The organism is Sphingomonas sp. BLHR8, from assembly GCF_056821725.1.
In genome coordinates, this window is the sequence record NZ_JBPDIM010000001.1 from 604,949 (window position 1) to 624,465 (window position 19,517).

Sequence of the window (19,517 nt, forward strand, 5' to 3'; positions counted from 1 at the left end):
CGCTGGCTCGGGCACGGTTGTCGGGGCGAACGACGCGAGCCATTGAGGACCGCGACGCGAAGGGGGCGTTTAGCATGGCGTCCGCGCCGCTTCAATTCGACAGCCCCGACTCACCCACGCCATTTTACGAAGCGCCCACCAAGGAGCGGTGGTGGCCGCGAACACGCGCTGCGGCGGAAGCGTGGCTGGAGCGCGAACGCGACCAGTTGCCGCTGTGGCTTCCTGTCGTCTTCGGGGCCGGCATCGCCGCGTGGTTTGCGCTGCCGGGACCCCGCGCATGGCTTGGCCTGTGCGTGCTCGCGTTCGGCTTGGCATTGATCGGGACGGCGCTGGACGCGCGCCGGACGCGGCTAGGACGCACGATCCTTACCGGCGGGCTGCTTCTCGCACTGGGTGTCCTCGCCATCTGGTGGCGCAGCGAACGGGTGGCCGCGCCGATCCTTGCTCGACCTGTCGTTGTATCGATGCAGGCGCAGGTGCTCGGGGTCGAGCGGCTGGTGGCGCGGGAAAGCTGGCGGTTGATGCTCGCCCCGATCGGCCGCCCGGACCTCCCGCCGCGCGTGCGCGTGTCGCTTCCGCTCGACAGTCCCGGGAGCGCGAGCATTCGCAGCGGCGATGCGATCGCGCTGCGCGCTCGGCTCGTGCCGCCGGCGGAAGCTTTGCTCCCCGGCGGATACGACTTCGCCCGCCGCGCCTGGTTCGAGCGTATCGGCGCCAGCGGCCGATTGCTGGGCGAGGTGCGACGGATCGAGCGGCCGCACGACCCTGCGCCCGCGCTGCGCGAACGGCTGACGACGCATGTCTTGAGCCGGGTTGGCGGTCCGCAGGCCGGCATCGCAGCGGCGCTCGTGACCGGCGACACAAGTGCGATCGGCGAGGCGGATGCGGAGGCGATGCGGCGCGCAGGACTTGCTCACCTCCTTTCGATCTCGGGTCTGCACGTTACAGCCGCGGTGGGGCTCGCAATGAGCGCAACGCTCGCGCTGCTAGCGCTGTGGCCGTGGCTGACGCTGCGCATCCGCCTGCCGCTGGTGGCCGCGGCGGTCGGCGCCCTGGTTGGGTTGGGCTACACGCTGCTCACGGGAGCACAAGTGCCGACGATCCGTTCGCTGGTGGCGGCGATCCTGGTTCTGACGGCACTTGCAGCAGGGCGCGATCCCTTGTCACTTCGATTGGTCGCGGCCGGCGCCTTTTTCGTGCTGCTGCTGTGGCCCGAATCGATCGTATCACCGAGTTTTCAGCTCAGCTTCGCGGCGATCGTTGCCATTGTGACGCTGCACGGCGCGCCGAGGGTGCAGCGGCTGCTCGAACGCCGTGCCGAGCCGTGGTGGGCCGCTTCGCTCCGCTGGCTGGTGGGCGCTATTCTGACCGGGCTCGCGGTGGAGGCGGCGTTGGCGCCCATCGCCCTCTTCCATTTTCACAAAATGGGACTCTACGGCGCGCTGGCGAACATCGCCGCAATCCCGTTGACGACGGTGGTCATCATGCCCGCGCAAGCCATCGCGCTGATGCTGGATTCGTTCGGCGCTGGCGCGCCCGCATGGTGGGTTTCGGAAATTGCGCTCGGCGGACTGTTGCGGCTCGCCCATCTGGCCGCCAACGCGCCCGGTTCGACGCTGATGCAGCCGATCTACCCAACTTGGCTGTTCGTTATGGGTGTGGCTGGCGGGCTGTGGGCGACCCTGTGGCGCGGGCGTCATCGTTGGATCGGCGTGCTGCCGTTCGCAGCAAGTCTCGTCGGCCTTTCGCTGCAGACCCCGCCCGATCTGCTGGTCACCGGCGATGGTCGCCACGTCGCGGCGCGCATGTCGAACGGGTCGGTGGCGTTGCTGCGAGATCGCGCTGGCGATTATGTCCGCAGCCAACTGGGCGAGGCCGCCGGGATTGATGAAGACTTGCCGGCGATCGACACGCAGCCAGGGGCCTCATGTAACGAGGAGGCCTGTCAGTGGCAGCAGCCGGCAGGCGAAGGGCAGACGATGCGCGTCCTCGCCATCCGCGGCAACGTGATGCTCAATTGGCCCGAACTGGTGGCGGCCTGTCGGGCAGCGGATATCGTCATCGCCCCGCGCCGGCTGCCCGACGCCTGCAGCCCGCGCTGGCTGAAGCTTGATCGAGCCCGCCTGCGCAACAGTGGCGGGGTTGCGATCCACCTCGCGGACCGGCGCGTGGTAGCTGTTCGCGATGACGCACCGTTGGCCCCGTGGCGGGTCGCCCCCCGCGTCGCGCCCGCCTACAGTCCGCGGGGCGGGGACCGGATTAAACCCGCACCCCCGGCGAGCTCTCCCGCAAGCTCAGTGGTAACGCCGCAATAGGCCAGCCAGCCGACCCTGGATGCGCACGCGCTTTGCATCATAATATTGCGGTGCGTAGGTCGCATTCGCGGGGTCGAGCCGAACCTTGCCCCCCTCGCGCCGGAAATATTTGAGCGTCGCGTCCTGCCCGTCGATCAGCGCCACGACAATGTCGCCTTCGCTCGCCGTCGCGGCCTGTTCGACGAGGGCGTAATCGCCGTCGAGGATCCCCGCCTCGACCATCGAGTCGCCCGACACTTCGAGAGCATAGTGTTCGCCCGGGCCGAGCAGCGCCGCCGGCACAGGGAGTTGCGCCGCATCCTCGAACGCTTCGATCGGCACGCCCGCGGCGATCCGCCCGTGCAGGGGCAATTCGATCACAGCATTATTGTTTGCGGCGCGCGGAAGAGGGCGATTGGCCGACGCGTTCGACCGGGCCGGCGGGACCGCGGCTTCGGGCGTGCGCACCACCTCCAGCGCGCGGGCACGGTTGGGAAGCCGCCGCAAAAAACCGCGCTCCTCCAGCGCTCCAATCAGGCGGTGAACGCCCGATTTAGATTTCAGGCCAAGCGCTTCCTTCATCTCCTCGAACGAGGGAGAGACACCGCTGTCACGCAGCCGGTCTTCGATGAAACTGAGCAGCTCATGCTGTTTGCGCGTCAACATCGCCTTACCCCGACCGTGGAACGTCAGTGGAACATCTAGGCAACCTCGATGTCGCCGTCAATCATGTTCACGGTTGTCACGACAAAGGGCGACAAAGTTCGCGACCAGGTCAAGACCGTGGTCGGTGGCGATGCTCTCCGGATGGAATTGCACGCCGTGGATCGGCAAGGTCGGGTGCCGCAATCCCATGATCGCGCCGTCGGCCGTCATGGCGTTCACGCTGAGTTCGTTCGGGCAACCCGCTACGACGAGACTATGGTAGCGCGTGACCGTCATGGGGCAGGGTAGTCCCGCGAACAGCCCGCTGCCGTCGTGGTCGACGGCCGACGTCTTGCCATGCATCATATGACCTTCGACGACAGCCGCGCCGAAATGCTGCGCGATGGCTTGATGGCCGAGGCATACGCCAAGGATGGGGATGCGCTGCGCGATGCAGGCGGCAACGACCTCCGGTGTGCACCCCGCCTCCTCCGGTCGGCCTGGCCCCGGCGAAATCACAACGCCCGCAGGGAGATCGGCGAGCGCTGCCGCAGCGGTGGTCCGGTCACAGCGTTCGACGATGGTTCGGCCGCCGACGCCCTCCAGATAATGGACCAGATTGAAGGTGAAGCTGTCCTGGTTATCGATGACGAGGATGGGGATGCGGTCGACCAACTCTCAGCAAATCAATTGGTCGGCTGAGCGGCGCCACTCAGTTCACGGCGCAGGCGCCCAACCGCGGCCTGATCAATGCTGATCGGTGCGTAGCGGCGCGCGGCGTTCAGCAGCGTTTCCACCATCTCACTGCCCAACGCCTGGCCGAACTGCGTCTTGACCGCCTGGCGCAGCGCCGGATTGGAGGTAGCCGCCGCCGCCTCCGAACGATCGGCGCGGATCACCATCCAGCCGGTCCGGTTCGGAAGTTCGAGGGTGCGAGCTTCGCCGGGGGCGAGGCTGAACAGCAGCGCGATCTCCGGCGGAACGCCTCGCCCGCCGGCCGTGGCGATCCGCTGGCCGCTGATCGGCTGAACGCTTGCGCCCGCGCCATTTGCTCGCGCAGCGGCGGCCAAATCGGTCCCTCGTTCGACCGCCTGTGCGATCGCGCGCGCTTTCGTCCGCGCCGCGCGATTGCCCTGATCGAGCCGCCAGTCGGCGATCACGCGATCGCGGATGTCCTGCAGCGGGGGCGGGGCGGAAGGGAACACGCGAGCCAGCTCGATCAGCGCGAATTTTTGCGCGTCGCCTTCGCCGATCGGCACGATGCGCCCCGGCTCCCCGTCCTGAAGCGAAAAGCCGGCCTGGCGCACCGCGACCGCCTCGGCATCGCCGCCGGGCGCGCTGGCTGCGAGCGGCTGGGTCTCCACCACACGCAGCCCATTGGCCTGAGCAACCTCGTTGAGTGTCGCGCCCCCGCCAAAGGCGTCCTGCACCGTGTTGAAGCGCTGGGCGACGGCTGCGCGGCGCTTTTCCGTTTCAATCGCGCGCCGCAACTCACCGCTGGCCTCGGCGAGCGACTTCCCCGCCTGACGATCGATCGCCTCGAGCTGTAGGACGGCGAAGCCAAGTGGTACCGCAACCGGGCCCGTAACACCGCGTGGCGCGAGCGCAAAGGCGGCACGGGCGGCCTCCGCGCTTGTCGACCGAGCGAGTTGTTGCTGGTCGCTCGCTGCGACCGGCGATGCCTCCAGGCCGGCCGCACGCGCCGCAGCTTCGAGCGAGCCGGTTCGCGCCGCAGCGGCGATCCGGTCCGCGGTCGCGCGGTCGCCAGCGATGACCTGACGGAACCGCCGGGTTTCGGTGGGCGCGAATTGCGCGCGGTTCGCCTCGTAGCGCTGCGCGATCTCGGCATCGGTCACGGCGACGGCAACATCGCTCGCCGCCGGATCGAAGATCGCGTAGCGCAGGATCCGGCGCTCCGGCAGCGCATAGCGTGCCCGCTGCGAAGTGAAGAAGCTTTGCAGCGTCGGCTCGTCGGGGCCATTCTGGGGCGCCGACTGAGCCGCGGGCACGAACACCGCGCGCCCGAACCGCCGCTCCAGCAGCATCGAGGTGTAGGCGTCGGTCATCGCCTCGGGCGCGCCAGCGACCTGTGCACCCGGCGCGAGCAACTGGCGCGCGATCATACTGGTGCGAATCTGGTTGCGCAAATCGTCAGGCGTCAGACCCTGACTGCGCAACGCCGCTTCGAAGGTCGCCTGATCGAAGCGACCGCTCGTTCCGAAGAACGCCGGGTTTTGCGCAATCACCGCATCGACCGCACTCGGATCGACCGAGATACCAAGGTGGTCGGCATATTGAGTGACCGCCGACAATTCAGTTACTTCGCGCAGGATGCGGTCGAACGCGCCGCTCGCGGCAAATGCTTCGCGGGTGAGGCCGGGCTGCGTCTGTTGCGCTTCACGGTAGGCCGCATCAAAACGCCGCCGTACGTCGTTAAGCGCAATCTGTTCGCGACCGACCCGGGCAATATGACCTTCGCTGACGGTTCCGCCGCCGCTGCTCATCCCCTGCACGTCGGCCATCGCGAACGACACGCCCATGAGGACCAGAAACGCGAGGGCGAGGCCCACACCGAGCTTGGAGCTGAACATCCGCCGCAGCGAGGTAATCATCGTCGTCCCAGGTCCCGGTATGAAATGTCGCGCTAATGGTGCGGCGCCGCGGCTTTAGGCTGCACGCCGTGGCGCTTCAAGCCTGACGCCGCGCGCCGGGCCGGCGCTTGAGGGAACGAGCGCGCCCCGCTAGTCGCGCCGCAACGATGCGCCACGCCCAGGGAGATAAGAATTGCGGACCCCGCTGATCGCCGGCAACTGGAAGATGAACGGGCTCTCGGCCAATGTCGCCGAAGCCATCGCGATCGCGGACGCGGCGCGAGAATTCGCTGACGTCGAAGTCGCCATCTGTCCGCCGGTGACGTTGGTCGCTGCGACAGCGCAGGCCCTGGGTGAGCGCGTCATGGTCGGCGGACAGGACTGCCACGCGGCGGCGGGCGGGGCGTACACGGGATCCGTCTCCGCGCCGATGCTCCGCGACGCCGGTGCTCAACTCGTGATTGTCGGTCACAGCGAACGTCGTCAGGGCTGCGGCGAAAGCGATGCGGATATCCGTGAAAAGATCGCGGCGGCGCGTTCGGCTGGCTTGCGCCTCATCCTCTGCGTTGGGGAGCCGCTTGCAGTGCGCGACGCCGGCGAAGCCGAAGCTTATGTCCTGCGCCAGCTGCTCGCGTCGTTGCCGGAGGAGGGCGCCGCCGCTGACATCGACATCGCTTACGAGCCGATCTGGGCGATCGGGACGGGTCGCGTCGCGGCTGTCGAAGACGTTGCGACCATGCACCGCGCCATCCGCGACGCTCTGGGGGAACGCGGGCGCGATAGCCGAATCCTCTATGGCGGGTCCGTGAACGGGGAGAACGCGGGCGCGCTCCTCGCGGTTGAAGATGTCGATGGGGCGCTCGTCGGCGGGGCGAGCCTGACCGCGAAAGCATTCGTGCCGATCATCGCCGCGGCGTCAGGTGCGGCACGCGGTTGATCGCACCGCCACCGTCGCGTAAGGCGCGCGGCGATGCCACGGGGCGCGGACGCCGCGCCGCCACGGGCGATATTCGGTAAGGTTGCACGGTCACGATGTTTGCGTTTCTGCTCGTCCTCCAGGCGCTCGTCGCTGCGGCGCTGATCGCCGTGATCCTGATGCAGAAATCGGAAGGCGGAGGCCTCGGCACCGGCGGCAGCCCGACCGGTTTCCTGTCCGCGCGCGGTGCGGCGGACTTCATGACCCGCACGACCGCAATCCTCGCTTCGCTGTTCGTGGCGCTCTGCATCGCGCTCGCCGTGCTGGCGTCGGTGCAGCACAAGGCTGGCGTGATCGACACGCGCGGCGTCGGCGGCGGGACTGCCGCCCCGGCGCTGCCGACTGCGCCCAGCACCCCCGCGGTGCCCGTCGGCGGCGGTGCGCCGCTCAACCCGGTGCAGGGTGTCCCCGCGATCGGCGTTCCGGCGCCCGCCGCCCCGGCCTCCGGTGTCGGGACGAACGCGCCAGCCCCCGCGGCGCCAGCCTCGAGCGTTCCGGTTCAGAAATAACCTCCGCCTCGCCCACGGCGAGCGGTTTCATGCGATCTGGTGCAGGGCGTCCGTGCCGGGGACGCTTGCGCCTCGCCCTTGCCCGGCGCTAGGCGACTCTCCCCATGGCTCGATATATTTTCATCACCGGCGGCGTGGTTTCGTCGCTCGGCAAGGGGCTCATGGCGGCAAGTCTGGCGGCGCTTCTCCAGGCGCGCGGCTACCGCGTCCGCATCCGCAAGTTCGATCCCTATCTGAACGTCGATCCGGGCACGATGTCGCCCTATCAGCATGGGGAGGTCTACGTCACCGACGACGGGGCGGAGACCGACCTCGACCTCGGCCACTATGAGCGGTTCACCGGCGTCGCATCGCGCCAGAGCGACAATATCACCTCGGGCCGGATCTATCAGACGATCATCCAGCGTGAGCGGCGCGGCGATTATCTTGGCGCCACGGTTCAGGTGATCCCGCACGTGACCGACGCGATCAAGGCCTTCGCGCGTGCGGAGACCGACGATCTCGACTTCGTCCTGTGCGAGATCGGCGGGACCGTGGGCGATATCGAATCGCTGCCGTTTATCGAAGCCATCCGGCAGTTGCGCAACGAACTGGGCCGCAACGAAAGTATCTCGATCCACGTCACGCTGGTGCCTTTCGTCGCGGCGGCCGGCGAGCTCAAGACCAAACCGACGCAGCACAGCGTGCGTGAGCTGGCTTCGCTCGGTGTACAGCCTGACGTGCTCGTCTGCCGCACCGAACACCCACTCCCCGCCGGCGAGCGCGCCAAGATCGCGCAGTTTTGCAACGTTCGCCCCGAAGCGGTCATCCCCGCACTCGACGCGCCGTCCATCTATGCGGTGCCGTTGCAGTATCATGCCGCGGGCCTAGACGATGAGGTGCTTCGTGCCTTCGGCATCGAACCGCAGGGCGAGCCCGACCTCGGCCGCTGGGTGGACATCAACGATCGCCTCGCCAACCCGGAAGGCGAGGTCACGGTTGGCGTCGTCGGGAAATATGTCGGCCTGCCCGATGCGTACAAATCGCTCAACGAGGCGCTGGTTCACGGAGGCATCGCCAACCGGGTCAAGGTCAACATCCGCTGGATCGACGCCGAAATTTTCGAGCGCGAGGGGAGCGACGTCGCAGCCGAACTTGAGCCGATGCACGCCATTCTGGTCCCCGGCGCGTTCGGCGAGCGCGGCGCGGGGGGCAAGATCGAGGCGATCCGCTTCGCGCGCGAACGGCAGGTGCCCTATTTCGGCATCTGCTTTGGGATGCAGATGGCCTGCATCGACGCCGCGCGCGACGGGGGCGTCAGCGGTGCCTCCTCAACCGAATTCGGCCCGACCGATGAACCGGTCGTCGGCCTCATCACCGAATGGATGAGCGAAGAAGGGCTGCAACGTCGCGAGGAGGGTGGCGACCTTGGCGGAACCATGCGGCTCGGCGCCTATGATGCGGAGTTGTCCGGCAACAGCCGTGTCGCGAGCATTTATGGTGGCACCGAGATTTCCGAGCGGCACCGGCACCGTTACGAAGTCAACGGCGGCTATCGCGCTGCGATGGAGCGCAGCGGGCTCGTCTTTTCTGGCATGTCACCGGATGGGCTGCTTCCGGAAATCGTCGAGCGCCCCGACCACCCCTGGTTCGTCGCGGTGCAATATCACCCCGAACTGAAGTCCAAGCCCTTCGACCCCCATCCGCTGTTCGCCAGCTTCATCGAGGCGGCGGTCACGCAAAGCCGGCTTGTCTGATACGAAAAGGGCGCCGCCATGTCGGCGGCGCCCCCATCCGTTACGCCACCATCAGGTGGTCGGCGTCTCACCCTCTTGCTCGGAAGAAGGCGGAGCGTTGTCGATGGTCGTCGCCTGCGAGCCGCCGCCGATGTTGATCGTCTGCGGCTTCAACGCCTCGGGAATCTCGCGCACGAGGTCGATCGTCAGCAACCCGTCGGCGAGATCGGCGCTGGTCACGCGCACGAAGTCGGCGAGGTCGAAGCGACGCTCAAAATTGCGATTGGCGATGCCCAGATGCACGAACTGGTTGCGCGCGGGTTCAGCGTCAGCCTTCTTGCCCTTCACGATCAACGCATTCTGCTGCGCCACGATCTCCAGATCTTCGCGACGGAACCCGGCGACCGCGACGGTGATACGGTAGCGGTTCTGGTCGAGCCGCTCGATGTTGAACGGGGGATAATTGTCGCTGCCCCCGGTGCCGGTCTGGGTCGCATTTTCCAGCGCTTCAAACAGCTTGTCGAAACCCACGAAGCTGCGCCGGTAAGGGGTGAAATCAAAACGGTTCATCGGTCGTCTCCCGTAGCAAGATGACATGTTCGGCCCCGCGTCTGCGCGAGCCAGGCTGAAGGCCCGGACGGCGCCTTCGCGAATGGATTTGGGGGAGATGGTCACAAGTTCAAGTCGCCGTAGTGCGACGAAAAAAGCCCCCGGATCGAACAAGCGATCCGGGGGCCGTTTCGCGTCATCCTTCCCCCCGGAGGATGCCGCGCGGCAGCCAGCGTCGAGCGGCGCCGCAACTCCCCGGACCTGACCGCTGAAGCGAAACAGGTTCGGAATAGGGCAAAGGCTATGCGGCAGTTCGCGGCCTGTCACCTGTCTCGCGCAGGGAAGGCGACGTTTTTGCCGAACAGTGTGGAATTGCTGCAACAACGGTGCGGAGGCCCCTTCTGGCTCCGGGGGCTTGGCGAAGCATTCACCGAGCCCTAACGCGGCAGTGCCGGCGCGCCCGGCGTGTCAGAACCGGGACGCCCTCCGCCGATGCTGCTTGCTGCCCACGAACGGCTGATCATCAAACGCTATCTCCTCCCGCAAAAGGGGGAGGGCTTCATCTTCGTTGCCGCGATCTTCAGCTTCGTTGCCGTGCTGCTGGGCGTGGCCGCGCTGGTCATCGTGATGAGCGTCATGAACGGCTTTCGCGCTGAGCTGTTTGACAAGGTCGTCGGCCTCAACGGCCACGCCGTCGTGCAGGGCTACAACGGGCGTATCGACGACTGGCGGCAGGTGCTCGATCAGGCGCGGCGCACGCCCGGCGTCACCAGCGCGACGCCGATGATCGAACAGCCGCTGTTCGCGACATTCCAGGGACGCGCCGAGTTCGCGCTGGTGCGCGGGCTGCAACCGCAGGACATGCTTGCCAACCCGGTCATCAGTCGCAAGGTGGTCGCAGGTTCGCTCGAGGGCGTCGCTCGCAGCGAGGACATGGTCGCGGTCGGCTCGGGGCTTGCCACCAATCTCGGCATCACCGTCGGTTCGCCGATCACGATCATCAATCCTGCGGGGCAGACCACGCCATTCGGCGTCGTGCCGCGGCAGGTCGGCTACACCGTCGGCGCGATCTTCGAGACGGGTGTGTTCGAATTCGACAAGGCCTACGTCATCATGCCGCTGAGCACTGCGCAGGTGTTGACGCTGGCGGGCGATAGCGTCGGCGTGATCGAGCTGGACACGCGTGATGCCGACGCGGTGCAGGCGATCACCGAACCGCTCGGCCGCGCGGTCGCGTCGAAGGGGATCGTCCGGACCTGGCAACAGATGAACTCGTCGCTGTTCGAGGCCCTAGCGGTGGAGCGCATTGCGATGTTCGTCATCCTGTCGATCATCATCCTCGTCGCCGCGTTCAACATCGTTTCGTCGCTGATCATGCTGGTGAAGACCCGCACCCGCGACATTGCCATCCTGCGCACGATCGGTGCCGAGCGCAGCTCGATCCTGCGCGTCTTCCTGACCATCGGCACGAGCATCGGCGTGCTCGGCGTCATCGCCGGGTTGCTGGTCGGGTTCGTGTTCCTGTTCTTCCGCCAGAGCGTCGTGAACGCGATCCAATATGTGACAGGGCAAAATCTGTGGGACCCCTCGATCCGCATGATCACGGAATTGCCTTCGCGGCCCGATCCGGTGGAGATCATCGTCATCGCCGTGATGGCGGTCCTGTTCAGCTTTCTCGCGGCGCTTTATCCGGCGCTCAAGGCGGCCAATACCGACCCGGTGCAGGTACTGCGCTATGAGTGAGACGATCCTCACCGCGCGCGACTTGCGTCGCAGCTTCGGTTCAGGCGACGCGCGGGTCGACGTGCTGCGCGGGGTCGATCTTGATCTGCTCCCGGGCGAGATTGTGGCGCTGCTCGGTCCGTCCGGTTCAGGCAAATCGACGCTGCTGCAGGCGGTCGGGCTGCTCGAGGGGGGCTTTGACGGCGCACTGTCGATCGAAGGCGAGGACGCCGCCACGCTCGACCAGCGGGGGCGCACCGCGCTGCGTCGGGCGAAGATCGGCTTCGTCTACCAGTTCCATCACCTGCTGCCCGATTTCAGCGCGGTCGAGAATGTCATGATGCCGCTGCTGGTCGGTGGCGTAAGCGATGTTGCTGCGCGTGAGCGTGCCGGTGAATTGCTGTCGTCGCTGGGCCTTGGCAAACGGCTGTCGCATCGGCCGTCGCAGCTGTCGGGCGGCGAACAGCAGCGCGTCGCCGTCGCACGCGCGCTGGCGGTGCGGCCGCGGCTGATCCTCGCCGACGAACCCACGGGCAACCTCGACGAACGCACCGCCGACGTGGTGTTCGACGAATTTGTCGGCCTGGTGCGCGCGGAAGGATCCGCCGCACTGGTCGCCACGCATAACGAGCGACTGGCCGAACGCATGGACCGCGTCGTGCGGCTGCAGGACGGACGTCTCCAGCCATGACGCGCTTTACCGACTTCACCGTCGCGGACCCGACAGGGGCGCCCGCTGCCCTCGAATCCTATCGCGGACAGGTGGTGCTGGTCGTGAACACCGCTTCGCAGTGCGGGTTCACGCCGCAATATGCGGAGCTTGAGCAGCTACAGCGCGACTATGCCGACCGTGGCTTTGTCGTGCTTGCCTTCCCCTGCAACCAGTTCGGCGCGCAGGAGCCGGGCGATGCGGCGGAGATCGCCCATTTCTGCACCACGCGCTACGACGTAAGTTTCCCGGTGATGCGCAAGATCGACGTCAACGGGCCGAACGCCGATCCGCTGTACGACTGGCTGAAGGCAGAGCGCCCAGGCCTGCTCGGCAGCAAGGCGATCAAGTGGAACTTCACCAAGTTTCTCGTCGACCGGTCGGGCAAGGTCGTGAGCCGGCACCCACCGCAGACGAAGCCGGACGCGTTGCGGCAGGAGATCGAAGCGCTGCTGTCGCAGACCGGTTTAAGGCCGCCGGGCCTAGCCGAATCTCGCCCGCGCCCCTAGCGTCGGACCAATGCCGCACGCGCCCCACGTCCCCCTTCGCGTCTTCTCGAGCTACACCATGCTGGAGGGGGCGATCGAGCCGAAGGCGATCGCCAAAGCGGCCAAGCGGCACGGGTTTCCGGCGGTCGCGCTGTGCGACCGCAACGGGCTTTATGCGGCCATGGCCTTTTCGGACGCCTGCGAGGCGGCGGGGGTGCAGCCGATCATCGGCGCACTCGTCAGCGTCACGCGCCCCGACGACGTCGCGGCGGGGCAGGGTGGGGTCGACAGGCTCGCGCTCTACGCGCAGGACGACGCGGGCTACGCCAACCTCTGCCGCATCGTCAGCGACGCCCACCTCTGTCCTGAAAGTGGCTGCGAGCCGCAGGTCACGCTGGACCAGCTGGGGGAGCGGAGCGAGGGGCTGATTTGCCTCACCGCTGGCGGCGAAGGCGCGCTGGCGCGGCTGCTGGCAGAGGGCCAAGGGGAGGGGGCGCGGCGTTACCTCGACCGGCTCGCGCCGCTTTTCCCGGGTCGGCTGTACATCGAACTGTCGCGGCGCGACGATACCATCGAGGACGCGGCGGAGGACGCGTTGATCGACCTCGCCTACGCGGCCGACTTGCCGCTGGTCGCGACCAACCCCGCCTGCTTCGACGAGCCCGAATTCCACGCCGCGCACGATGCGTTGCTGTGCATCGCCCAGTCGGCCTACGTCGATAGCGCGGAGCGTCGTCGCAGCTGCCCGCACGCCTACCTCAAGAGCGCGGACGCAATGGCGGAGATATTTGCCGACGTCCCCGAAGCGCTCGCCAACACGCTGGTTGTGGCGCAGCGCTGCGCGGTACGCGCGCCGTCGCGCAAGCCGATCCTCCCCTCGATCGCCGGCGACCGCGACGCTGAAGCCGAGCAGCTGCGTCGCGACGCGCATGCCGGCCTCGTCGATCGGCTGCGCGCGATGGAAGCGCTCGACGGCGGATCCCCCCGCACCAGCGAGGCGCTGGAGGCGGCCTACCCCGAATATTTCGAACGGCTCGCGTTCGAAACCGACGTCATCGTCGGCATGGGCTTCCCGGGCTACTTCCTCATCGTCGCCGACTTCATCAAATGGGCGAAGGCGAACGATATTCCCGTCGGTCCCGGACGCGGGTCGGGAGCGGGCAGCGTCGTCGCCTGGGCGCTGACCATCACCGATCTCGATCCGCTCAAGCTGGGGCTGCTGTTCGAACGCTTCCTCAACCCCGAGCGTGTGTCGATGCCCGACTTCGACATCGACTTCTGCGAAACGCGGCGCGGCGAGGTGATCCGCTACGTCCAGCAGAAATACGGCCGCGACACGGTGGCGCAGATCATCACCTTTGGAACGATGAAGGCGCGCGCAGTCCTCAAGGACACCGGCCGCGTGCTGCAGATGGGCTATAACCGCGTCGACCGGCTGGCGAAGATGGTGCCCAACCATCCCACCGACCCGTGGACGCTCGAACGCTCGCTGGGGCGCGGCAGCGACAAGAATGGCCGGCCGCACGTCGCCGCGCCGGACTTCCTCGCCGCCTACAAGCAGGAGCCCGAGGTTCGCCGGCTGGTCGACATGGCGATGCGGCTGGAAGGGTTGCCACGGCACAGCTCGACCCACGCGGCGGGGGTGGTGATCGGCGACCGTCCGCTGGCGGAGCTGGTCCCGCTCTACCGCGATCCGCGCTCCGACATGCCGGTGACTCAGTTCGACATGAAATATGTCGAAGGCGCCGGCCTCGTGAAGTTCGACTTCCTCGGACTCAAGACGCTGTCGGTGCTGAAGGAGGCGGTCCGGCTGCTCGAGGAGCAGGGCACACACATCGACCTCGACGCGCTGAGTTGGGACGACCCGGAAGTCTATGCGCTCCTCCAGCGTGGCGACACGGTCGGCGTGTTTCAGCTGGAATCGGAGGGAATGCGGCGCACGCTCGCGGCCGTGAAGCCGACCAGCTTCGGCGACATCATCGCGCTCGTGTCGCTCTACCGCCCCGGCCCGATGGACAATATTCCGAGCTTCGGCGCGCGCAAGAACGGGCGCGAGGACATTCGCTACCCGCACCCGCTGCTCGAACCGATCCTCAATGAAACCTACGGCATCATCGTCTATCAGGAACAGGTGATGCAGGCGGCGCAGGTGCTCGCGGGCTATTCGCTCGGCGAAGCGGACCTGCTGCGCCGCGCGATGGGCAAGAAAAAGAAGGAGGAGATGGACGCGCAGCGGGCGCGGTTCGTGGACGGCTGCGGCAAGAATGGCATCATCAAGGAAAAGGCCAACGAGCTGTTCGATTTGATCGACAAGTTCGCCGGCTACGGTTTCAACAAGAGCCACGCAGCCGCCTACGCGCTGCTCGCTTATCAGACAGCTTGGCTCAAGGCGCATCATCCGCACGCATTCTTCGCCGCGTCGATGAGCTTCGACATCGATGTTACCGACAAGCTCGCGCTGTTCGTCGACGACGCGCGGCGGTCGGATGTCGTTGTGGCGCCGCCCTGCCTCAACCAGTCGCGCGCGGCCTTTTCGGTCGAGCGCGTGGGTGAGGGGTGGCAGGTGCGCTACGGCCTCGGCGCGCTCAAAGGGGTCGGCGAAAAGGCGATGGAGACGGTCGTCGCGGAGCGCACTCGCGGCGGCGAGTTCCGCAACCTCGACGATTTTGCCGAACGCATCGACCCGCGCCTGCTCAATCGCCGCCAGATCGAGGCGCTGGCCGGCGCGGGCGCCCTCGACGGGCTCGGACACGAACGCGCAGCGGTGTTTGCGGGGGCGGAGACATTGCTTGCGGCGGCAGCGCGCGCGGCAGAGACACGCGAGAGCGGGCAGGGCGGTCTGTTCGGCGGGGATGTCGCGACGATGCCCGCGGTGCACCTCCCCGCCGCGCCCGCCTGGTCGCTCGCCGAGACGATGGCGCGGGAGAAGGACGCGTTTGGCTTTTATTTTTCGGCGCATCCGGTCAGTCGCTACGAGCTGCTCACCACCGCGCTGCGCACCCGCGAATATGGCAGCCTCGCCGGCGACACCCCCGCCGCGCCGGGTGAGCGCCGCGCGGCGACGATGGCGGCGCTGGTCGAAAGCGTGAAGTGGCGCACCTCGCAGCGCGGCAACCGCTACGCCATGCTGATGCTGTCCGACCGTTCGGGACAATATCCAGCGAGCTGCTTCGATGCCGGCACCGGCGAAGCGCTGGAGGCGATGGCCGAAAGCGGGGCCTGCGCGCTGCTCCAGGTCGAGCTCGACTGGCGCGAGGGGGAGGAGACGCCGCGCGTCACGGTGCGCAGCGCAGAAGATCTTGAGCGCCGCATGGCGACCAGCGCGCTCGCGCTAACGGTGGAGATCGAGAGCGCGGCGCCGGTGCCGACGCTCAAGCGACTGGTGGCGGAGGCGCGCACCGGGCGATCGTCGATCCTCGTGCGCGTGGTCGCCAACGACGGCAGCGACGCGCCGATTGCCGAGGCGCGGCTGTGCCAACGCTGTCATTTCGATCAGGAGGACGTGCATCGGCTTGAGCGCATCGACGGAGTGCGGCACGTTCGTCTCGCACCCGCTCCTGCGCGCGCCGCGTCGGGGTGAGGGAGACACAAGAACGGGGAGACTGATTTGATGCTGCACGGGACGATGCAGGACCGCCCGCTGGTCACCACCGCGCTCATCGATCACGCCGCGCGGGAACATGGCGCGCAGGAGATCGTGACGCACTGGGCTGATGGCCGCGACGAACGCACCGACTGGGCGGGCGTGCACCTCATCGCGCGGCGGATGGCGCAGGCGCTGACGGCGCACGGCATCGCGAGGGGCGACCGCGTCGCGACGCTGGCGATGAATCACGCCCATCACCTCGCCGCCTGGTATGCGACCGCCGGGGTAGGCGCGGTGCTACACACGATCAACCCGCGACTGTTCGACGATCAGATCATCTACATCGTCAATCACGCCGAAGATCGCGTGCTGCTCTACGATGCGGCCTTTGCTCCGATCGTCGAGCGGTTGCGGCCGGAACTGCCTTGCGTCGAGCGCTTCATCTGTTTCGATGGCGCCGGGATCGCGGGCGACGAGCCTTTCCTCGACTGGCTCGCCCCGCACGATGGCGACACGCGTTGGGTCACGGTGGACGAGCGCGACCCCTGCGGGCTGTGCTACACCAGCGGGACGACCGGTCATCCCAAGGGCGTGCTCTACCAGCACCGCAGCAACGTGCTCCACGCCTTTGCCCTGCTGCAGCCCGACGTGTTCGGTCTGTCGAGCCGCGCCTGCGCGTTGCCGGTGGTGCCGATGTTCCATGCCAATGCCTGGGGCCTGCCCTATGGCGCGGCGGCGACGGGCGCGAAGCTTGTCTTTTCGGCGACCAACGACGCGCCGACGCTGTGGCGCCTGATCCGCGAGGAGGGGGTGACCCACAGCGCCGGCGTCCCGACCGTCTGGCTCGGCATGTTTGCCGACCTTGACGCCAACGGCGGCGACTACGGTAAGCTCGAACAGGTCGTGATCGGCGGTTCGGCTGCGCCGCGCGCGATGATCGAGCGGCTGATGCGCGCAGGCGTGAGCGTCGCCCACGCCTGGGGCATGACCGAAACCTCCCCCATCGGAACCATGGGCGCGCGCCCCTACGGCTGGGATGCGCTGAGCTTCGACGAGCAGGTCGACGTCGTGGTTAAGCAGGGTCGCGTGCCGTTCGGTGTCGAGCTCCGGCTGGTCGACGATGACGGTCGCGAGCTGCTCCGCGACGGCAAGACTAGCGGGCGCCTGCAAATCCGCGGGCTGTGGATCATCCAGCGCTACTTCAAGGCCGACGCGGACGCGGCGGATGCCGACGGCTGGTTTGACACCGGCGACGTCGCCATCCTCCACCCCGACGGCACGATGCAGATCGCCGACCGCGCCAAGGACGTCATCAAGTCGGGCGGCGAATGGATCAGCTCGATCGAGCTCGAGAACGCCGCGGTCGGTTGCGACGGCGTTGCCGAAGCCGCTGCCGTCGGCGTCGCTCACCCGCGTTGGGATGAACGCCCGCTGCTGCTGGTCGTGCGCAAGCCCGGCAGCGCGGTCACGCCCGAACAGATCATCGACCACCTCTCCACCCGCGTAGCCAAATGGTGGCTGCCGGACGAGATCAAGTTCGTCGATAGCCTGCCGCACACGGCGACGGGCAAGCTGCTCAAGCGACAGCTGCGCGACGAATATCGGGACTATCGCCTGAGCGGGACGTGAAGCGCGGGTCGCGCGGCGGTGGCGTCCGCCGTGTGATCAGTGAGCGCGAATGACGGCGGCGCCGCGCGCGCGCACCACGCCGCCGATCCACAATCACAACGCGGCGCCAGATTGGCCGCGCCAAGCGCGAGAGCGGCGCAACGAGTTTCGTCGCTAGCATAGCCTCGACCACCAGCGAGACGTCCCAGAGTACCAGCGCTGCGCCACCTTCGAAGGCCCCGGCGAGGAACAGGAACTCGACCCCACCGAACAGCATCGCGATCGAAAGCATGACAACGATGACGTGACGCAAGCTCGCCCGCTCCAACCACGCCGCGGCGGGGACCGTGACCCAGCCGTGAAGCCCACGCGCGCACGCAAGATCGGGTTCGCGCACGCACGCAACAAGCAGCAATAACAGCACCCACGTCATCGGCACCTCCACCGCGTGCCAGCAGAGGCGCATTAAAGCGCCAACGCAAGCTGGCCGTCGCGGGGCGGTGGTCGGAACAGGTCGTTGCGCAGCGGGACATAAGGCCGGTCGATCCCATGCGCACGCGCAGCGCGGTTAAATCGCGTGCGGATGAGGTCGGACCAGATGCCTTCGCCCTTCATCCGGCTGCCGAACCGCGGGTCATTATCGCGCCCGCCGCGGATTGCCTTAACGATGTGCATGACCTTGTCCGCACGTTCCGGATAGTGCGCGGCGAGCCAGGCGCGAAACAGCGGCGCGACCTCCAGCGGCAGGCGCAGGACGATCCATGACGCGCGATATGCGCCGGCCTCCGCAGCGGCGGCGACGATCGCCTCGATCTCATGATCGGTGATCGCCGGAATGATCGGGGAGACGTTGATCTGCACCGGCACCCCCGCGTCGCTGAGTGCCCTGACCGCAGCGAGTCGCCGCGCGGGATGCGCTGCGCGCGGTTCGAGCGTGCGCGCGACCTTTGCGTCCAACGTCGTCACCGAAATCGCCACCGCGAGCAGGCCGCGCTCGGCCATGTCGGCGAGCAGGTCGATGTCGCGCAGCAGCCGGTCCGATTTGGTGGTAATGATCAGCGGGTGATTGGACTCGCTCAGCACCTCGATCACGGCGCGGGTGATACGATGTTCGCGCTCGATCGGCTGATAACCGTCGGTGTTGGTGCCAATCGCGATTGGCGCGGGCGTGTAACCGGGCCTCGACAGCTCCGCGCGCAACAGGGCCGCCGCCTCCGGCTTGGCAAACAGCTTCGATTCGAAGTCGAGCCCGGGCGACAAATCATGGAAGGCGTGTGTCGGCCGCGCGTAGCAGTAGATACAGCCATGCTCGCACCCGCGATAAGGATTGATCGAGCGATCGAAACCAATGTCCGGTGACGTGTTGCGCGCGATGATCGTGCGCGGTCGCTCGAGGGTGACTTCGGTCCGGAGTTTAGGCGCGGCGCCGTCGATCTCCCCGCGCGCGTCGAGCCAGTCGCCATCCACTTCGCGCTCGGCAAGACCGAAGCGTTGCGAAACAACGTTGCCGGGCGCGCCGCGGCCGGAAAGCGGAGGAGGGGTGGGCATGGTCCCAACCTACCATTCCGACGGAACATAGCAAGAACGACTAACCGGATGCCTCGAACAAGTGGAGCACTGCACCCCCGACCCTACGTTCGCCAATACGTGCGTAAGGGATGTCGACGTGGACGCCGACAGCCTCTTCGAAAGCGAGCATCGCGGAGGCGTTGATCCAGCCGTGCGCGCTCAGTCCCGCGGCGAAGGCGGGCCAATCGAGCGTGCGATATGGCGGGTCGGAGAAGATCAGATCGCACGCAAAGGGAGCGACCGCGCGGGCGGCATCGGCCGCGACGATCTTTGCGTCGACGGCTTCGAGGACGTGAACGTTGGCGCGGATTGCGCGGAGCGCCGACGGATCGCGCTCGACCAGCACCGCCGCCGCTGCGCCGCGTGACAGCGCTTCGAGCCCGAGCGCTCCCGACCCGGCAAACATGTCCGCCACGCGGAGGCCGGCGAAGCCTCCCAGCCGGCTTGCGAGCATCGAAAACAAGGTCTCGCGTGCGCGGTCGGCGGTGGGTCGGGTCGCTGCGCCCGCAGGCGCGGTCAGCCGCCGACCGCGCCACTGCCCGGCGATGATCCGCAT

General features: G+C 67.3%; 15 protein-coding genes. 9 read left to right on the plus strand and 6 right to left on the minus strand.

The window, feature by feature from the left end; translation table 11 throughout:
* Positions 1-74: 74 nt before the first annotated feature.
* Positions 75-2,315, plus strand: coding sequence for a ComEC/Rec2 family competence protein (locus ACRYJK_RS03075; RefSeq protein WP_482666115.1), 2,241 nt, complete (start codon positions 75-77; stop codon positions 2,313-2,315).
* Here ACRYJK_RS03075 and lexA read toward each other — a convergent pair.
* The 3 genes from lexA to ACRYJK_RS03090 are packed head-to-tail and all read right to left on the minus strand — an operon-like array spanning position 2,295 to position 5,551.
* Positions 2,295-2,960 (minus strand): transcriptional repressor LexA, encoded by a 666-nt coding sequence (lexA, locus tag ACRYJK_RS03080; protein WP_482666116.1) that lies wholly within the window; start codon positions 2,958-2,960, stop codon positions 2,295-2,297. The genes ACRYJK_RS03075 and lexA overlap by 21 nt on opposite strands.
* Positions 2,961-3,017: 57 nt before the next feature.
* A complete protein-coding gene (locus ACRYJK_RS03085; RefSeq protein WP_482666117.1) occupies positions 3,018-3,614 on the minus strand; it encodes an anthranilate synthase component II in 597 nt (198 codons plus the stop codon).
* Positions 3,615-3,625: 11 nt separating this feature from the next.
* A complete protein-coding gene (locus ACRYJK_RS03090; RefSeq protein ID WP_482666118.1) occupies positions 3,626-5,551 on the minus strand; it encodes a peptidylprolyl isomerase in 1,926 nt (641 codons plus the stop codon).
* A gap of 172 nt (positions 5,552-5,723) precedes the next feature.
* Between ACRYJK_RS03090 and tpiA the strand changes: the two genes are divergently transcribed.
* From tpiA to ACRYJK_RS03105, 3 genes are all read left to right on the plus strand, one after another.
* A complete protein-coding gene (gene tpiA / locus ACRYJK_RS03095; protein ID WP_482666119.1) occupies positions 5,724-6,467 on the plus strand; it encodes a triose-phosphate isomerase in 744 nt (247 codons plus the stop codon).
* Between the two features lie 95 nt (positions 6,468-6,562).
* Positions 6,563-7,015 carry a preprotein translocase subunit SecG gene (secG, locus tag ACRYJK_RS03100; protein WP_482666120.1) on the plus strand — a complete coding sequence of 151 codons (453 nt, stop codon included), beginning with the start codon at positions 6,563-6,565 and terminating at the stop codon, positions 7,013-7,015.
* Between the two features lie 104 nt (positions 7,016-7,119).
* The gene (locus ACRYJK_RS03105) at positions 7,120-8,751 is read left to right on the plus strand and encodes a CTP synthase (protein ID WP_482666121.1); all 1,632 of its coding nucleotides are present in this window, start codon (positions 7,120-7,122) and stop codon (positions 8,749-8,751) included.
* Positions 8,752-8,802: 51 nt separating this feature from the next.
* Here ACRYJK_RS03105 and ACRYJK_RS03110 read toward each other — a convergent pair whose 3' ends face one another.
* Positions 8,803-9,300: an Hsp20 family protein gene (locus ACRYJK_RS03110; protein ID WP_482666122.1), complete on the minus strand. Its 498-nt coding sequence runs from the start codon at positions 9,298-9,300 to the stop codon at positions 8,803-8,805.
* Between the two features lie 471 nt (positions 9,301-9,771).
* Between ACRYJK_RS03110 and ACRYJK_RS03115 the strand changes: the two genes are divergently transcribed.
* The 5 genes from ACRYJK_RS03115 to ACRYJK_RS03135 are packed head-to-tail and all read left to right on the plus strand — an operon-like array spanning position 9,772 to position 17,413.
* Positions 9,772-11,022, plus strand: coding sequence for a lipoprotein-releasing ABC transporter permease subunit (locus ACRYJK_RS03115; RefSeq protein WP_482666123.1), 1,251 nt, complete (start codon positions 9,772-9,774; stop codon positions 11,020-11,022).
* Positions 11,015-11,692: an ABC transporter ATP-binding protein gene (locus ACRYJK_RS03120; RefSeq protein ID WP_482666124.1), complete on the plus strand. Its 678-nt coding sequence runs from the start codon at positions 11,015-11,017 to the stop codon at positions 11,690-11,692. The genes ACRYJK_RS03115 and ACRYJK_RS03120 overlap by 8 nt, the downstream gene beginning before the upstream one ends.
* Entirely contained in the window at positions 11,689-12,219 is a 531-nt protein-coding gene (locus ACRYJK_RS03125) for a glutathione peroxidase (RefSeq protein ID WP_482666125.1), read from the plus strand. The genes ACRYJK_RS03120 and ACRYJK_RS03125 overlap by 4 nt, the downstream gene beginning before the upstream one ends.
* Before the next feature lie 10 nt (positions 12,220-12,229).
* A complete protein-coding gene (gene dnaE / locus ACRYJK_RS03130) occupies positions 12,230-15,778 on the plus strand; it encodes a DNA polymerase III subunit alpha (RefSeq protein WP_482666126.1) in 3,549 nt (1,182 codons plus the stop codon).
* Positions 15,779-15,808: 30 nt separating this feature from the next.
* Positions 15,809-17,413, plus strand: coding sequence for a long-chain fatty acid--CoA ligase (locus ACRYJK_RS03135; protein WP_482666127.1), 1,605 nt, complete (start codon positions 15,809-15,811; stop codon positions 17,411-17,413).
* A 444-nt stretch (positions 17,414-17,857) separates the two neighbouring features.
* Here the strand turns inward: ACRYJK_RS03135 and ACRYJK_RS03140 are convergent, their stop codons facing one another.
* Positions 17,858-18,940 (minus strand): PA0069 family radical SAM protein, encoded by a 1,083-nt coding sequence (locus tag ACRYJK_RS03140; RefSeq protein ID WP_482666128.1) that lies wholly within the window; start codon positions 18,938-18,940, stop codon positions 17,858-17,860.
* A gap of 40 nt (positions 18,941-18,980) precedes the next feature.
* The gene (gene rsmD, locus ACRYJK_RS03145) at positions 18,981-19,517 is read right to left on the minus strand and encodes a 16S rRNA (guanine(966)-N(2))-methyltransferase RsmD (RefSeq protein ID WP_482666129.1); all 537 of its coding nucleotides are present in this window, start codon (positions 19,515-19,517) and stop codon (positions 18,981-18,983) included.

Bases quoted from the DNA above. Each gene is read 5' to 3' on its own strand.
- ACRYJK_RS03110 (WP_482666122.1), bottom strand. From the start codon at position 9,300: ATGAACCGTTTTGATTTCACCCCTTACCGGCGCAGCTTCGTGGGTTTC.
- ACRYJK_RS03105 (WP_482666121.1), top strand. From the start codon at position 7,120: ATGGCTCGATATATTTTCATCACCGGCGGCGTGGTTTCGTCGCTCGGC.
- ACRYJK_RS03115 (WP_482666123.1), top strand. From the start codon at position 9,772: ATGCTGCTTGCTGCCCACGAACGGCTGATCATCAAACGCTATCTCCTC.
- ACRYJK_RS03090 (WP_482666118.1), bottom strand. From the start codon at position 5,551: ATGATTACCTCGCTGCGGCGGATGTTCAGCTCCAAGCTCGGTGTGGGC.
- ACRYJK_RS03140 (WP_482666128.1), bottom strand. From the start codon at position 18,940: ATGCCCACCCCTCCTCCGCTTTCCGGCCGCGGCGCGCCCGGCAACGTT.
- ACRYJK_RS03135 (WP_482666127.1), top strand. From the start codon at position 15,809: ATGCTGCACGGGACGATGCAGGACCGCCCGCTGGTCACCACCGCGCTC.
- ACRYJK_RS03075 (WP_482666115.1), top strand. From the start codon at position 75: ATGGCGTCCGCGCCGCTTCAATTCGACAGCCCCGACTCACCCACGCCA.
- ACRYJK_RS03120 (WP_482666124.1), top strand. From the start codon at position 11,015: ATGAGTGAGACGATCCTCACCGCGCGCGACTTGCGTCGCAGCTTCGGT.
- secG (WP_482666120.1), top strand. From the start codon at position 6,563: ATGTTTGCGTTTCTGCTCGTCCTCCAGGCGCTCGTCGCTGCGGCGCTG.
- lexA (WP_482666116.1), bottom strand. From the start codon at position 2,960: ATGTTGACGCGCAAACAGCATGAGCTGCTCAGTTTCATCGAAGACCGG.
- dnaE (WP_482666126.1), top strand. From the start codon at position 12,230: ATGCCGCACGCGCCCCACGTCCCCCTTCGCGTCTTCTCGAGCTACACC.
- ACRYJK_RS03125 (WP_482666125.1), top strand. From the start codon at position 11,689: ATGACGCGCTTTACCGACTTCACCGTCGCGGACCCGACAGGGGCGCCC.
- rsmD (WP_482666129.1), bottom strand. From the start codon at position 19,517: ATGCGGATCATCGCCGGGCAGTGGCGCGGTCGGCGGCTGACCGCGCCT.